The following is a 15,005-nucleotide window of genomic DNA, read 5'->3' as shown; positions in this document are numbered from 1 at the left end:
TTAGGTTCTAATTACCTGTAAGAGCATATCACACAGACCATGCCAGGCAAAGGTTACCACAAAGTATAGACAGCGCCCCATGCCTTTAAAAACTCAAAGGGAAGGCTTGGCGATCGGATCAATAGGGCATTGGATGCGCCTTGTGAGCAACTGCAATATCCTCAAGACACTCTTGGCTCAACACCACATCACTTGCCCCAAGAATATGCTCAAGCTGCCCAAGCCGGGTGGCGCCAAAGATGGCTGAACACATAAACGGTCTGGTACGGCACCACGCCAGCGCCATATGCACTGGATCAATCCCGTGTTTTCGGGCAATTCCCAAATATGCATTCACTGCCGGATAGACCCGCGGATTTGCACGTCCGCTTAGGTTTTCGACCACCGACATACGCGATCCTGCGGGCACATTTCCGTCTTGATACTTGCCGGTCAAAAACCCTGCCGCAAGCGGAGAAAAAGCAATCAAACCAACGTCTTCATTAACACTCAACTCAGCCAAATCTGTGTCATAAAGCCGGCACAGCAGGGAATACTCATTCTGAATTGTAGCCACTCTTGGCAGCCCCATATCTTCGGAAATTCGAAGCCATTGGGCAGTGCCCCAGGCGCTTTCGTTGGATAGGCCAAAGTGGCGGATTGTGCCTTTTTCCACCTCTTTCTGCAACGCCTCAAGGCAGTCTTGCATATTATCAAGGGTGGCCGCCTTATCCTGCCCTGACGGATCATAAGTCCAGTTTTGGCGAAACATGTAAGAGCCGCGATTGGGCCAGTGAAACTGATAAAGGTCAATATAATCGGTTTGCAGCCGCCGCAAATTGCCCTCGACTGTCTCGGCAATTGTTTCAGAAGAAATCGGCGCGCCATCCCGCGCGTGTTTCAAGCCTGCGCCCGAATGTTTCGTAGCCAGGATGTAATTGCCGCGCCGGGCCGGGTTTTTGGCATTCCATGTGCCAATGATTTCTTCTGTTCTTCCAATGGTTTCCTTAGATATCGGGTTGACCGGATACATTTCGGCCGTGTCCAGAAAGTCGATCCCATTATCCAGCGCCATATCAATTTGCGCGTGGCCCTCTGCTTCGGGTGTCTGGGTGCCGAATGTCATTGTGCCAAGGCACAACTCGGACACCATCACACCGCTGCGGCCCATTGGATTCTTTCTCATAATTACTATTTTCCCCAAAAGTTGTAGTACGCTAACTGTGATCTATTTCCGGCCTATATGCAATCAACCCTTGTCCTAAGAAAGTCCGAGTTTGCGTCTGTTAGCATTTTTGCAGTTTTGCCTTCAAAACAGCGCAAAACCCATGTCGGTATTGCGTCTGTATCGCGGCAGCATCGCGGGGGTGGAAAAATCGAGCACATCAGGCGTTAAAATTGGATGAAAGATCGACCAAAGGTTGCTCCAAAAATAGCGTGGGCAGCGGGTGAAAGTGACAATAACAAACCTTTTTGGAGCACAGGTTCTATCAGGGAATTATTTTCCAGAACACCATGGCCGACGCTTATTGATCGTCATGCCCTAGGACGGATTTTAGGTAATCGGTCAGCATATGATTGAACGCAATCGCTGTTGGCGACACAAGTTTTTTGCTAGGTGTCACAAGCATAATGTCGGATGAGTGGGCTTGGTGCCACTTTGGAAGAACTCGAACGACTTTCCCATTCTCTAAATCCCGACGGACGTCCCATGTTGATTTCAGCGCAATTCCTAAATTTGCTTTGCACATGGAGAGCAACACGTCGCCCGTGATGGCGCGTAACCGTTGTTTAGGAAAGGCTACATGCGGTGTACCATCCTGATGGATAAGTGACCAAGTTGATGTACGGCCCAAGAGCAGCCCATCATGTTCATCAAGGTCGGTAACAGATTTAATTGGGGCGCGAGACGCTAGATAGGTTTGGGACGCTACGAGGATCCGTTTATTTGCCACAATACGACGAATGTAATGATGGTCTGGAGATTGCGTACCTACTCTCACGCTGAGGTCTACTTTATCTTGTTCAAGATTTTGAATTGAGTCTGTAAAATGCAAGTCGGCTGAGGCATCAGGGTGTGTTTTGAGGAATTGTGCGACGACAGGTGTCACAAGCGTTTCGCCCAAGCTAGATGGCGCAGAAACGACGATGTGACCCGTTAAAACACCGTTCTCACCGTCGCGTGAGGTCAGTTTGTCGGCGGCTTCAATAACGCTGCGCGCTTCGATCAGTTTTTGTGACCCGAAGGCGGTAAGCGACAAACCGGAAGGAGCTCGGTTGAATAGACGCGCCTTAAGATGAACTTCCAATCCGTCAATACGCCGCGCTATACTAGACGGGGCTTGTCCGCGTCTGCGCCCAACCTTTGAAAAGCTGCCGTGCTCCGCGAGTTCCTGCATCAAAATGAGATCGCTAATTAAGTCCATTTGATCCTCCTCATGATCAGTCGCGTTTTGCATATTACGCAAAGCCCCTTCGCGCAACGAGTATCTTTTGCAAAATGATTTTATGGGTCACTTTCATTTCATCATTTACCTAAGGAGAGATTGAAACGGGCAAGCATGAATTTAATTTCCAAACTGAAGATACCATTGCAGTAGAGGCACATTCAGATTTTATGGCAGTTTACTGGCCCGATGGTGGCGTCTCGCGATTTCACTATCAATGGCTAAGGGATAATTGCCGTTCTACCGAACGTTTTGATCCTGTCACTAAGGAACGCAAAGCTTTGACCGAAAGCATCCCGAGCAGCTTAAAGGCGAGCGATATCACCACGGTGGGCGGTGAAATACGGATAAAGTGGTCTAACGGAAGCACAGATTCAAGCTTTGATATCGATTGGTTGAAGCGTAATTCTTACGACATTGCTGAGAACCACATAAAGGCTTCAAAGCAGTTTTGGGGATCTGAATATGGATCATCACTGCCAAGTTTCGTATATGACAAGATCATGTCAGATGATGAAACTTCGGCGGCAATGATTGCTGCGTTTGAAAAGTTCGGGCTCATTCGTCTGACAGATGTACCGATGAAAGATCGCGAAGTTGAGCGGTTCGCAAACCGTCTATCTTGTGTGCGGGAAATTGTCTTTGATCGCGTTGCAGATATTCGCGTCTCCGTAGACCCCTACACCCTTGGCTTCACCAATTCCGCCTTGCCACTGCATACCGATTGTTCGGGCTATTCATGGCCCCCCAATGTCATGGCTTTCCATTGTATGCATAACAATGTTTCAGGGGGTGCCTCGCAATATGTTGACGGTGCAAATGTGGTGTCACAGCTGCGCCAAACAAACCCCGAAGCGCTCCGGATCATGACAGATTACGCGGTCGAGTTTCGTCTGTGGTCGAAGAAAGCCGAAACCTTGTCGATGTATCCACCGGTGATATTGGATGAACAAGGTGAGCTTGCTCTTCTACGCTATGCCAATTGGACTGTTCAGTCGCTCAAAACGGTGCCGTTTGATTTGGTTCCTGATTGGTATGATGCGTGGCGCGCTTTGGCAGAGCGGATCAACGCGCCTGAAAACCGGGTGGCCTATCGGTGCGCGCCTGGCGAGATGCTATTGATCAACAATCACAGGGTCTTGCATGGACGAGATGCGTTTGATGACGGGCAGGGCCTGCGTCACTTTCAACAAGTCTATATGGAGCTGGATGATTTATCAGGCTTCCGCCGGATCGTTCAAGGCGAAGGTGGCGTAAAATGATGACACGTTTCCTTGGATTACCTCTTTTATGCGGTGTCTTTATCGTTTTGTGGAGTTCGGGATTTGTCGGGGCCAAATTTGGCCTCGATCACGCGGGAACCTTCACGATCCTGTTTTGGCGCTACCTGCTTGTTACAGCAATTCTGGCTGTGTTAGTCACATTGGCCAAGCAATGGCAGCGCATTCCACGCGGGGTTATTGGTCGTCATATGCTTGTGGGTGCTCTGGCTCATGCCGGGTGGTTAGCAGCCGTACTGGGCGCGATTGATCTTGGTTTGTCGGCAGGTCTTGCGGCATTCATAACTGCGTTGCAGCCAATCCTGACTGGCGCGCTGTCTGCGCGCATGACGGGCGAGCAGGTGTCTGGCCGGGAATGGGCCGGGCTGGGGCTGGGGCTTGTCGCCGTGGCCTTAGTTATCGGAGATGGCATTGCCCTTGGAGGCGCAGTCGTCGCACATTTGCTTCCGTTCCTTGCAGTGATCGCAATCACACTAGCATCCCTGATCGACCGCAGCGGCAACTTAAAAAAGGAAAAGTCTGTTCCTATATTGCTGGCGACGTTCTTACATTGTCTGGCATCATTTTTGGTGCTCGCCCCGCTCGCAGTCGGACTGGAAGGTCTTGAAGCGACCTGGAATGGCAGTCTAGTCTTTGCGATTATTTGGCTGGCAGTTGTCGTATCACTCGCAGCCTATGGCCTCATGTTTGTCTTGCTCAGACGCTTGCCCGCATCACAGGTTGCAAGTTTGACTTATCTGTCACCGCCTGTGACAATGATTATGGCATGGATCGTTTTCGGCGAAGTTCTTTCCATGATGGGCATCATCGGCTTGGGTATCGCGGCGGCGGCTGTTTTCTTGACACTGACGTCAAGCAAGCGCGAACCCGAAGAGGTCGAGAGCCCTCTGCATGTCGAGGCTGCAGGAAATGCACCAGCAATTTGCAATTAGCCGAGTAAGAAAAAAGTTGAGAGGATTGCTCTTCGTCGGCGACCCTCGCCGACATTGGCGCAGGTTTACCAAAACCCAACCATTTTTGTCACGTGCACTAACGACCCTTTTGGAACGCAGGTTTTGGCAAGGGTTTTTGACCAAGGACCGAGCGTGCACCAAATACTCTGAGCCAAATGATTAGACACTTGTGCGGGCAAAGGGTGACCTCACCTTCACCTGCTACACTGCGGACGGTGCCTTTTACTTTTGTTAACATCAACTGAACAAATATAGAGGTACACAATCAACGAGCAGGCTCCAATGATCGTTGACCAACAAATCTATCGAACGGCCTTTGAGGAATATCTTCGGAAAGGTACACCCATGATGTGGTCGTTCAAGCAAGAGCGGCCGACGACGCATTACATCTGGCGGACACGCCAAGATGGCAAGGTATGGTCGGCACATGCAGAGCGCGAAGGGCAGATTTTCTCATGGGATGATCTGCCAGAAGGTATCCCCTATTCCATAACAGGCCAATGGACGGGGAGCTTAGCAGGTCAGATTTACGCTGACCCATCGCGAAGCAGGTATTGAGCGTGCGTCGGCTGTGCGGCTTATTCTTGGCGTCCAGTTTGGCCTTGAGCGCCCTTGTGGACCTACCAATATTTGCCTTAACTGGTCTGCAGTCATTGAAATTCGGTGATTGTGTCCGCCTGCCCAACGGCATCGAAATCGGATATGAAGCTTATGTTGATTTCAGTCGCCCATATCTACGTCCAGTCACTGTTTTAAGAACGCCATCCGGGGCAGTGATTGGCCAAGAGGTTTCACCCATACACATAACAGACAAAGCAGCATTTGGCTCAGCATGGGTCGACTACGATAATCCAAAATCAGATTTCAAATTCATTTGGACGGCGGGAACGGGTGTCGCCAAAAAAACCGAAGACCCAGAGCTTTATCTTCGCCTATCACAAGACTTGGGCGAAACCTACTACGGTGCACAAAAAGACAGGAATACAAACACCCTTTGGCTCTTCAACCGGCTGCTGAAAGAAGACCAATTCCAAAGTGATCAATGCAGCACATCCCTTTGGGCATGGTAACATGAGCGTGTTCATCAAAGCGCCACAAGCGCCAAAACTCATAGATTTGTGATACGGGCGAGAACAAAGTTTCAAAATGCCGTTCCGGTGCAAGGTAGATTGAGCTTTGCCAAACCGCTAGCGGGCCCCGTAACCCTTGAAATTGGCATAGTATTGATGGGGTCGCGCAGGGATTATCTGGCTTAAATATAGGGTTTCGCAGATGCGGTTTCTGGGCTGCCGGTGTTGGGTGTGCCTGCCGGCTCAATTAGCAGCAGATGCGCCTCTTCATCGGCCACCGGCCGGTGTTCAACCCCGCGCGGCACAACAAACAACTGCCCCGCTTCAAGCCGGACCGTTTCATGTTCCAACTCGATCCGAATACGTCCCTTGACCACAAAGAAAAAATCATCCGTGTCGGGATGGCTGTGCCAGACAAATTCGCCTTTGACCTTTACCACCATCACATCATTGCCGTTATACTGTGTGATAATGCGCGGGTCCCAGAATGTATCAACCAGTGCAAGTTTTTCCGTCAAGCTGATCGCGTTCATTTGCTGGTCCTAAAATGCTAGCATTAATATTTTCAGAGTTTCGTCACGGCACCAGAGAGTCAAGGTTTATGCGCGGGGTTTGGCCTGCGTTGATGCTAAATGCCATTGAGAACAAAAAGTGAACGCTGTATAGTGTGATTCATGCAAACGACTCTTTTAACTCGAAACCAATCCCCCAAGCGGCCGGCGCTTACGGTTCTGAAAGATATTGATCTGGATCTGGGGCGGGTCCATGAATGTGCCGGCCGCGCGCGGCGCGTCTTTGCGCTAATGCTGGCGGCGCGCACCAGCGGTCCAGTGCTGTGGATTGCACCAGCATACGGGACCGACAGGCTGAACCCAGACGGCATGCTACACTTTGTCGATCCGGGGCGGTTTATCTTTGTGGCCCCGCAGCGCGCCGAGGATCTTTTATGGTCAATGGAAGAGGCGCTGCGCAGCGGCGCAGTGCCTTTGGTGGTGGCCGATATGCCGGGTTTTCCCGCCCTTACTCCGGTGCGCCGGCTGCATCTGGCCGCTGAGGCGGGGGCGGCGCAGGCCCCACAGCCGCCGATTGGCCTGCTATTGACGCCGGATGAAGGCGGCGCGCAGGGGGTGGAAACCCGCTGGGTGATGCAGCCGGACATGGCCCCGGACATGGCCCCAGACATGGCCAAAGAGCTGCCACATGATCACCTGCGCTGGCATCTGGCACGCAGCCGCGCACGCCGTGCGCCGCCGCGCGACTGGCATATTTTGCAAACCCCGGCCTGCCCGTTTAAAATCGCCTCTTGAGGGCGGGCTATTTTGCAAAAATTACCTCTCCTGCAAAAAAATGCTGGGCCCTGACGACAATCGACTTGCAAGCGGATTAAAAAATGCTCCAGATGCCTCTATGCGATTACTTTTATCTTTTGCCGCTTTATTTTTATCTGTTGTTCTTTTGCAATTATCCACCGGCGGCGTTGGCCCGCTGGATGCGCTGTCGGGATTTGCATTAGATTTCACCACCCAGCAAATTGGCTTGCTTGGCTCGGCGCATTTCGTCGGGTTTTTTATCGGCTGCTGGTGGGCGCCTAGAGTGATGGGAGCAGTGGGCCATTCACGCGCCTTTGCCGCCTTTACAGCCACGGGCGCAATCGGGCTTTTGGCGCATATGCTGGTGATAGATCCCTATGCTTGGGCGCTAATGCGGGTGGCCTCGGGGCTTTGCGTTGCAGGCTGTTACACGGTGGTCGAATCCTGGCTTCAGGCCAAGGTTACAAATGCCACCCGGGGCCGCACCATGGGCACCTACCGCGTGGTGGATATGGGCGGATCACTTGCCGCCCAGCTTTTGATCGGAGTGCTATCACCAGCCAGTTATGTATCCTATAATCTATTGGCGCTTTTATGCTGCGCCACCCTGATCCCGATCACCTTGACCAAAGTCACACAGCCGGAAGTCCCACGCGCACCGCGCCTGCGGCCCATGCTCGCCGTTGAGCGTTCACCGTTGGCGGCAGCCGGCGTTGTGGTGGCCGCCCTTTCAGGAGCCTCTTTTCGCATGGTCGGGCCGATTTATGGCCAAGAGGTCGGATTGGCCGTTGATCAAATAGCCTATTTCCTCGCCGCCTTTGTACTGGGCGGCGCGCTAGCACAATATCCAACCGGCTGGTTAGCCGATAAGTTTGATCGGCGCTGGGTGCTGATCTGGCTATCGGTCGCTGCAATTTGCAGCTGTCTTGTGACTATTTTTGTGCCCTCAAGCAGCCAAACCATGATCTTACTCATGGCGGGCCTGTTCGGCTTGACAACATTTCCGATATTTTCGGTCGCAGCCGCCCATGCCCATGATTTTGCCAGCGCAGATGAACGGGTCGAGCTCTCAGCAGCCTTGATGTTTTTCTTTGCCACTGGCGCGATTGCAGCGCCCTATCTGGCCTCTGAACTGATCGAGCTTTTTGGACCTGCTGCGCTGTTTGTAATGATTGCTGTTGGCCATGTAGGCCTCGTTGGATTTGGTCTATTGCGGATGGGCGCAAGGCCAACGGTAGAAGAAAAAACACCTTATATCTATGCGCCGCGAACCTCTTTCACCATTGGCCGTTTGCTGAGCCGTAACCGCAAACACAAAAAATAACACCGCAAGTGGGTTTCGGGGCAAACCACCCTATGCCCCCTTTCGTCCAGCCCCAACATGCGCTAGACGAAGCCAATGGAAATCTTGGGGTCTGCCATATGACACGTCACCTTATCACCTCGGCCATTCCCTATATCAATGGGGTCAAGCACCTTGGCAATCTTGTGGGCAGCCAGTTGCCAGCAGATTTATTTGCCCGCTATCAACGCGGACGCGGTCATGAGGTGCTCTATCTGTGTGCGACAGACGAGCATGGCACACCCGCCGAACTGGCCGCCGCTGAAGCAGGCCAGCCTGTGGCCGAATACTGCGCTGAAATGCACAGCCTGCAAGCCAAGATATCGGATGGTTTCCGGTTGTCTTTTGATCACTTTGGCCGCTCGTCCGGACCGCAGAACCATGCTCTGACACAGCATTTTGCCAGTCAATTGGCCAAGGCCGGCTTGATCCGAGAAGTCAGCGAAACCCAGATGTATTCCCCAACCGACGGGCGCTATTTGCCCGACCGCTATATCGAAGGCACCTGCCCCAATTGCGGTTTTGAAGAAGCGCGCGGCGATCAATGTGACAATTGCACCAAACAGCTTGATCCAACCGATTTGATCAATCCGCGCTCGACCGTCTCTGGTGCAACCGATCTAGAGCAGCGCGAAACCAAACATCTTTATCTGGCCCAAAGCCAGATGCGCAGCCAGCTACAAGACTGGATCGACAGCAAAGCCGACTGGCCATTACTGACCACCTCGATTGCTAAGAAATGGCTCAACGATGGCGACGGGCTACAAGACCGCGGCATTACCCGCGATCTGGACTGGGGCATTGCGGTTAAAAACGGCGATCAGGACTGGCCCGGCATGGAAGGCAAAGTGTTCTATGTCTGGTTCGACGCCCCGATCGAATATATCGCCTGTGCGCAAGAATGGGTGGATGCGGGAAAAGGCAGCGATTGGGAACGCTGGTGGCGCACTGACAAAGGCGCCGAGGATGTGACCTATACCCAGTTTATGGGCAAGGACAATGTGCCGTTTCATACCCTGTCGTTTCCGGCAACAATCCTTGGCTCAGGCGAGCCGTGGAAGCTGGTGGATTATATAAAGTCGTTCAACTATCTCAACTATGACGGCGGCCAATTTAGCACCTCGCGCGGGCGCGGCGTGTTCATGGATCAGGCGCTCGAGATATTGCCGCCTGACTATTGGCGCTGGTGGCTTTTAAGCAATGCGCCGGAAACCTCGGATACCGAGTTTACATGGGAGCTGTTTCAAGCCAATGTAAACAAAGATCTGGCTGATGTGCTGGGCAATTTCGTCAGCCGGGTGACGAAATTCTGCCGCTCGAAATTTGGCGAAGCGGTGCCCGAAGGCGGCGCATGGGGGGACCAAGAGCAAGCCCTGATTGACGAGCTAAGCGGCCGCATCCGCGCCTATGAGCAGTATATGGACACCATGGAAGTGCGCAAATCAGCCGCCGAGCTGCGCGCGATTTGGGTTGCCGGCAATGAATACCTGCAAGCTGCCGCGCCGTGGTCGACCTTTAAGGAAAATCCCGATCAAGCTGCCGCTCAAATTCGCATGGCCTTGAACCTGATCCGGCTTTACGCAGTGCTTTCGGCGCCGTTTATGCCCGATGCATCCGAAACGCTTATGGGCGCGATGCAGACCGAAGATGACAGCTGGCCGACAGATGTGCAAAAGGCGCTTGAGGTGCTGGCGCCGGGACATGATTTTACCGTACCGGACGTAACCTTTCGTAAAATCACCGATGACGAACGCGATGCTTGGAAAGAGCGCTTCGCGGGCAAGCGTGATTGATGCTGCCCCTCACAGCAGCGTGGTCAGGAAAAACTGGGCGCGAAATGGCCCTAAATACCATGGGTACTTGCGAAGGACCTGCTGAATGACATTAAAAGGCAAAACGGCTATCATCACCGGCTCGACCTCGGGCATAGGATTGGGGCTGGTACGGGGTCTGGCCGAAGCCGGCGCCGATGTGGTTTTAAATTCCTTCACTGATACACCACAAGATCACGCTATGGCCGATGCGATTGCCGCAGAATTCAAGGTTTCGGCGCGGTACGTTTCGGCGGATATGCGCGATGGCGATGCCTGCCGCCAGTTGATTGCCGATGTGGGGCGCTGTGATATTCTGGTGAACAATGCAGGGGTGCAGCACGTGGCGCCGATTGATCAGTTTCCGGCCGGCAAATGGGATGATATCGTCGCGATCAACCTCAGCTCGGCCTTTCATACAACCGCTGCTGCACTGCCGATGATGCGGGCGGCCGGTTGGGGAAGGGTTGTAAACATTGCCTCGGCGCATGGTTTGACAGCCAGCCCGTTTAAATCCGCCTATGTTGCGGCCAAACATGGTATCGTCGGCCTGACCAAAACCACGGCTTTGGAAACCGCAGAAGAGCCAATCACGGCCAACGCGATCTGTCCCGGTTATGTGTTAACGCCTTTGCTGGAAGCGCAATTGCCCGCCACGATGGAAAAATACGGCATGAGCCGCGACGAGGTGATCGAGAAGGTTATTCTTGAACGGCAACCCTCGCGCAAATTTGCAACTGTTGAGCAATTGGCGGGCACCTGCTGCTTTTTATGCTCCGAGGCCGCCGAGCAAATTACCGGCACCACCATCAGTATGGATGGCGGCTGGACGGCGATGTGATCAATTAGCCGCATGTGCGGCACACGCCGCAACCGCTTAAAACCCTAGCTGTTTAATCGCCGGATCAACTGCTGCTGTTTTTGTGCCCAAGGCAGATTTTGTTCGATCTGGGATGATAGATTCAACAGCAGCTCATCCGCCCCGAACTCGGCAGCCAGATGAATGCCAATCGGCAAATCATCAGCCGTCCAATAGGTCGGCAGGGATATGGCAGGCTGCCCAGAGGCATTGAAAACCGCCGTATAGGGCGAATAGGCAAAAACCCCATCAGCCCCATTTCGATAGTCAACAAAATCCTGATTTGTCGGCTTGTACCGGCCCACAGCGGCGGGCGGCTGCGCAAGTGTAGGGCTGAGCAGCACATCAAAATGGCGAAAAACATCCGCCATGGTGCGGCCAAATCCATGGATTATCCCCACGGCTTCCAAGTAATCCGCGCCGCAAAGTGATTTTCCGTATTCAAAAGCCCCACGCGTTACACCATCCATTGGATAAACCGCTGGGTTTTCCGCGCCGATTTTTGAGCGCACGGCAAGATGCACGCCGGTGGCGACAATTTTGGTCCAAGCCCGCATCATTTTCTGCACCTCAGCGCCAATCTCGAATTCCCATGGATGAACATCATGGCCAAGGTTTTTCAAAGCATCCGCCGCCTGAGCAACCGCACGGGCGCAGTCTTCGTGGATTGGATTGCCAACAAAGTCGCGATCTAGATAGAGTATTTTCAAGCGCTCCGGCTTGGTTTCAAGCGCTGCCACATGGCTGCCTTTTAAGGGCGGTGCATAATAGGGCGCGCCCAAATCCGGCCCAGCGCAGCTGTCCAAAAGTACGGCCGTATCTCTTAAGGAACGGGTCAGAAACCCATCAATCGCCATACCTGCCCAGCCCTCACCGTGAAACGGGCCATCGGGAAGCCGTGCGCGCGTTGGCTTAAAGCCCACAAGCCCGCAGCACGATGCAGGTATGCGTACCGACCCGCCCCCGTCCGAGCCATGGGCAACGGGGACAATTCCGGCAGCAACGGCCGCGCCCGATCCGCCGGACGAGCCACCAGAGGTATGACTGCTATTCCATGGGTTGCGCGTCGGCGCGCCGTAAAATCCTGCCTCTGTCACTGGCCCAACACCGAACTCGGGCGAGGTTGTACGCCCAAATGGTACCAGCCCTGCCTGCCGCATCCGGTCATAGATAGATGAGTTTTGCGAAACCTTTGAGCGAGAAAAAAGCTGCGATCCACTGTTGGTGTGGAAATCTACAGATTCAGCGCCAAGGTCTTTGATAAGTGTCGGAACGCCATATAATGCCGCCGCTCTGTCCGTTTCAGCCAACAGCTTATCACCCGCCTTGTAATCAATATCAGCTAGGGCATTGAGCGCAGTATTGTGCTTTTTCGCCCGCCGTGTGGCCTCATTTAACAGCGCCTCGGCGGTCACTTCATTCTGGCGGATTTTTTGCGCCAATGCGACAGCGTCTAATTCAAAAAACTCAGAGAGCTCGCTTGGCGTCATTTGTGGTTCCTCTCTTTGGCACTGGCGGCTTTCTAGGCTCGCAGTTTTTCGCCTTTCGGATCAAACGGGGGCTCATGCAGTATTTTGGCTTTATGTGGCTGGCCCAGCACCATGACCTCAACCTCATCTCCCGGCGCGGCGTTTTTGACCATGGCCAACGCCAGCGACATGCCAACCGTATAACCATAAGTGCCTGAAGTCACGCGGCCGATGCCCTTGCCATCTTTGAACACAGGCTCGCCGCCTGTGGCATCCGCGTTAGAGGCATTTACCGCCGCCTCATCAAGATGCAGCAGCACCATCTGTTCGCGCGGCTCTTTGGCCAGAACCTCTTGCAGCGCAGCTTTGTTCAGGAAATCCTTGTCCAGTTTGCACAGGCGCTCCATGCCCTGCTCATGCGGCCAGTATTCGGGGCTGTATTCGCGCGACCAGCTGCCATAGCCCTTTTCTACCCGCATCGACATCAAGGCGCGGCTGCCCACCGGGCCTGCGCCAAACTCTTTACCCGCCTCAAGCAAAGCGGTGTAAAGCGCCTTTTGATCTGCTGTATCGCAGTGCACTTCCCAGCCCAGATCGCCAGTAAAGGACACCCGCAGCATGGCCACATCCATGCCCGCCAAATCCACACGCTTAGAGCGCATAAAGCGGAAATCTTCGGTATTCAGCGAGGTGTTTGTCAGGCGCTGCAGTATGGCCCGCGATTGGGGACCGGCCACATTAAATCCGCAAACCGCCTCGGTCCGGCTTTCAAAGCTGACGCCGTCTGGCAATGGCACCGCATCAAAGAACCGTTTGTGATAGCGCTCGGCCATGCCCGAGCCCAAAATCCAATACTCATCCTCTGCCATCAATGTGACGGTAAAATCCCCTGCCAGACCGCCGCGCACGGATATCAGCGGCGTCAGACAGGAGCGCCCCACTTCGGTCGGCATTTTATTGGCAAAGACCGCATCCAGCCAACTGCGGGCGTTTTCGCCGCGCACCACATATTTTGCAAAGTTCGAAATATCAATAATACCGGCTTTTTCACGCAGCATTTTGCATTCCTTGCCCACGGGCTCGAACCAGTTTTGCCGGGTAAAGCCATTGGTATCCTGCGCGCCCGGTGCATCGGCAAACCACAGCGGATGTTCCCAGCCGTAGTTAAGCCCCATGACCGCGCCCATTTCTTCTTGCATCTCATAAATCGGGCGCGTGCGCACCGGCCGGCCGGCGGCGCGCTCTTCATTGGGGAAATGAATGCTAAAACGGTGCGCATATTGATCACCCACCCGCGATTTGGTGAACTCTTTGCCGGCCCATGCGCCAAAGCGGGCCATATCCCAAGCAAACATGTCGTATTTCGTTTCGCCTTCGATCATCCATTCGGCCGTTAAAAGCCCCATGCCGCCCGACTGGCTAAAGCCAGGAATAATACCATTGCAGCAGAAATAGTTTTTTAGCTCGGGCGCTGGGCCAAAGAGCACATTGCTATCCGGTGACCAGATCATCGGCCCGTTGATCACCCGCTTGATGCCAGCCTCGCCCACCGCCGGCACGCGGTCGATCGCACGCATCATGTTTTCTTCGATCCGTTCAAGATCATCTTCAAACAGCTCATGGCCAAATCCGGCAGGAGTTTCGCCTTCGGCCCAGAAACGCACATCACGCTCATAGGCGCCCACTAGAAGGCCCTGACCTTCTTGGCGCAGATAATATTCGCCGTCGCGGTCTGCGACCGATGGCAGACGGCGATCCATTGCGTCAATCTGGGCAATGGTTTCGGTGACAAAATACTGATGCTCGGTGGGTTGCAGGGGCAGTTCAAGCCCCGCAAGCCGCGCCACTTCGCGGCCCCAAAGACCTGCAGCATTGACCACCCATTGGGTTTTGATATCCCCCTTAGGGGTGCGCACGATCCAGCTGCCGTCCGGCTGCGCTTCGGTGGCGGTCACCGGATTAAAGCGGTATATTTCTGCCCCGTTCTGGCGCGCACCGGCCGCATAGGCAGCGGTTACACCAGAGGGGTCGACATTGCCGCCGTCGGGTTCCCACATAATGGTGCGTATGCCATCAAAATTGACCATCGGATGCAGCTTTTCAGCTTCCGCGCGCGTGACCTCGGAAAAATTCATCCCGTAAAGCTTGGCTTTTGACGCCTGAAGCTGCAGCTGATGCGAGCGGTTTTCAGTTTGCGCAAGATAAAGCGATCCAGGTTGAAAAACCCCGCAGCTTTGGCCGGTTTCTGCTTCGAGATTCTTGTAAAGGTTCATGGTGTAGTGCTGAATACGGCTAATATTGGTGCTGTCGTGCAGCCCGTGAATATTGGCCGCCGCGTGCCATGTGGAGCCGGATGTCAGCTCATCGCGTTCAAGAAGAACAACATCGCTCCACCCTAGTTTTGTCAGATGATAAAGGATCGAACATCCAATAACCCCGCCGCCAATTACCACTGCCTGTGCATGCGTTTTCATTTTGCCACCCT

13 protein-coding genes are annotated in these 15,005 nt (G+C 53.7%); 8 read left to right on the top strand and 5 right to left on the bottom strand.

The window, feature by feature from the left end; translation table 11 throughout:
• Nucleotides 1-118 precede the first annotated feature (118 nt).
• A complete protein-coding gene (locus GN278_05180; protein ID XAT60262.1) occupies nt 119-1,165 on the bottom strand; it encodes an aldo/keto reductase in 1,047 nt (348 codons plus the stop codon).
• A gap of 340 nt (nt 1,166-1,505) precedes the next feature.
• Nucleotides 1,506-2,438, bottom strand: coding sequence for a LysR family transcriptional regulator (locus GN278_05175; protein XAT60261.1), 933 nt, complete (start codon nt 2,436-2,438; stop codon nt 1,506-1,508).
• A 158-nt stretch (nt 2,439-2,596) separates the two neighbouring features.
• Between GN278_05175 and GN278_05170 the strand changes: the two genes are divergently transcribed.
• The 4 genes from GN278_05170 (at nt 2,597) to GN278_05155 (ending at nt 5,729) form a co-directional block, all read left to right on the top strand.
• Nucleotides 2,597-3,688, top strand: a complete 1,092-nt coding sequence (locus tag GN278_05170) for a DUF971 domain-containing protein (GenBank protein XAT60260.1) — start codon at nt 2,597-2,599, stop codon at nt 3,686-3,688.
• Entirely contained in the window at nt 3,685-4,638 is a 954-nt protein-coding gene (locus GN278_05165) for an EamA family transporter (GenBank protein XAT60259.1), read from the top strand. The genes GN278_05170 and GN278_05165 overlap by 4 nt, the downstream gene beginning before the upstream one ends.
• Before the next feature lie 303 nt (nt 4,639-4,941).
• Nucleotides 4,942-5,217 carry a hypothetical protein gene (locus GN278_05160; GenBank protein ID XAT60258.1) on the top strand — a complete coding sequence of 92 codons (276 nt, stop codon included), beginning with the start codon at nt 4,942-4,944 and terminating at the stop codon, nt 5,215-5,217.
• Nucleotides 5,218-5,273: 56 nt separating this feature from the next.
• The gene (locus tag GN278_05155; GenBank protein XAT60257.1) at nt 5,274-5,729 is read left to right on the top strand and encodes a hypothetical protein; all 456 of its coding nucleotides are present in this window, start codon (nt 5,274-5,276) and stop codon (nt 5,727-5,729) included.
• A 182-nt stretch (nt 5,730-5,911) separates the two neighbouring features.
• On the opposite strand, the gene GN278_05150 is transcribed toward GN278_05155, so the two are convergent.
• Nucleotides 5,912-6,262: a cupin domain-containing protein gene (locus GN278_05150; GenBank protein XAT60256.1), complete on the bottom strand. Its 351-nt coding sequence runs from the start codon at nt 6,260-6,262 to the stop codon at nt 5,912-5,914.
• A 141-nt stretch (nt 6,263-6,403) separates the two neighbouring features.
• On the opposite strand from GN278_05150, the gene GN278_05145 reads away from it, so the two are divergent.
• The 4 genes from GN278_05145 (at nt 6,404) to GN278_05130 (ending at nt 11,033) form a co-directional block, all read left to right on the top strand.
• A complete protein-coding gene (locus GN278_05145) occupies nt 6,404-7,036 on the top strand; it encodes a hypothetical protein (GenBank protein ID XAT60255.1) in 633 nt (210 codons plus the stop codon).
• Between the two features lie 100 nt (nt 7,037-7,136).
• A complete protein-coding gene (locus GN278_05140; protein ID XAT60254.1) occupies nt 7,137-8,363 on the top strand; it encodes an MFS transporter in 1,227 nt (408 codons plus the stop codon).
• Nucleotides 8,364-8,461: 98 nt separating this feature from the next.
• Nucleotides 8,462-10,174: a methionine--tRNA ligase gene (locus GN278_05135; GenBank protein ID XAT60253.1), complete on the top strand. Its 1,713-nt coding sequence runs from the start codon at nt 8,462-8,464 to the stop codon at nt 10,172-10,174.
• 85 nt (nt 10,175-10,259) lie between these two features.
• Nucleotides 10,260-11,033 (top strand): 3-hydroxybutyrate dehydrogenase, encoded by a 774-nt coding sequence (locus tag GN278_05130; protein ID XAT60252.1) that lies wholly within the window; start codon nt 10,260-10,262, stop codon nt 11,031-11,033.
• Between the two features lie 44 nt (nt 11,034-11,077).
• Here GN278_05130 and GN278_05125 read toward each other — a convergent pair whose 3' ends face one another.
• Nucleotides 11,078-12,541, bottom strand: a complete 1,464-nt coding sequence (locus GN278_05125; protein ID XAT60251.1) for an amidase — start codon at nt 12,539-12,541, stop codon at nt 11,078-11,080.
• A gap of 32 nt (nt 12,542-12,573) precedes the next feature.
• Nucleotides 12,574-14,994: an FAD-dependent oxidoreductase gene (locus GN278_05120; protein XAT60250.1), complete on the bottom strand. Its 2,421-nt coding sequence runs from the start codon at nt 14,992-14,994 to the stop codon at nt 12,574-12,576.
• Nucleotides 14,995-15,005: the final 11 nt, after the last annotated feature.

The organism is Rhodobacteraceae bacterium Araon29 (genome assembly GCA_039640505.1).
Lineage (GTDB): Bacteria > Pseudomonadota > Alphaproteobacteria > Rhodobacterales > Rhodobacteraceae > CABZJG01.
Note: the sequence above shows the minus strand (reverse complement) of the source record. Positions and strands in the feature narration are given on the sequence as shown.

Coding starts and splice junctions, on each gene's coding strand:
- GN278_05180 (XAT60262.1), bottom strand. CDS start 1,165: ATGAGAAAGAATCCAATGGGCCGCAGCGGTGTGATGGTGTCCGAGTTG.
- GN278_05175 (XAT60261.1), bottom strand. CDS start 2,438: ATGCAAAACGCGACTGATCATGAGGAGGATCAAATGGACTTAATTAGC.
- GN278_05170 (XAT60260.1), top strand. CDS start 2,597: ATGGCAGTTTACTGGCCCGATGGTGGCGTCTCGCGATTTCACTATCAA.
- GN278_05165 (XAT60259.1), top strand. CDS start 3,685: ATGATGACACGTTTCCTTGGATTACCTCTTTTATGCGGTGTCTTTATC.
- GN278_05160 (XAT60258.1), top strand. CDS start 4,942: ATGATCGTTGACCAACAAATCTATCGAACGGCCTTTGAGGAATATCTT.
- GN278_05150 (XAT60256.1), bottom strand. CDS start 6,262: ATGAACGCGATCAGCTTGACGGAAAAACTTGCACTGGTTGATACATTC.
- GN278_05145 (XAT60255.1), top strand. CDS start 6,404: ATGCAAACGACTCTTTTAACTCGAAACCAATCCCCCAAGCGGCCGGCG.
- GN278_05140 (XAT60254.1), top strand. CDS start 7,137: ATGCGATTACTTTTATCTTTTGCCGCTTTATTTTTATCTGTTGTTCTT.
- GN278_05135 (XAT60253.1), top strand. CDS start 8,462: ATGACACGTCACCTTATCACCTCGGCCATTCCCTATATCAATGGGGTC.
- GN278_05130 (XAT60252.1), top strand. CDS start 10,260: ATGACATTAAAAGGCAAAACGGCTATCATCACCGGCTCGACCTCGGGC.
- GN278_05125 (XAT60251.1), bottom strand. CDS start 12,541: ATGACGCCAAGCGAGCTCTCTGAGTTTTTTGAATTAGACGCTGTCGCA.
- GN278_05120 (XAT60250.1), bottom strand. CDS start 14,994: ATGAAAACGCATGCACAGGCAGTGGTAATTGGCGGCGGGGTTATTGGA.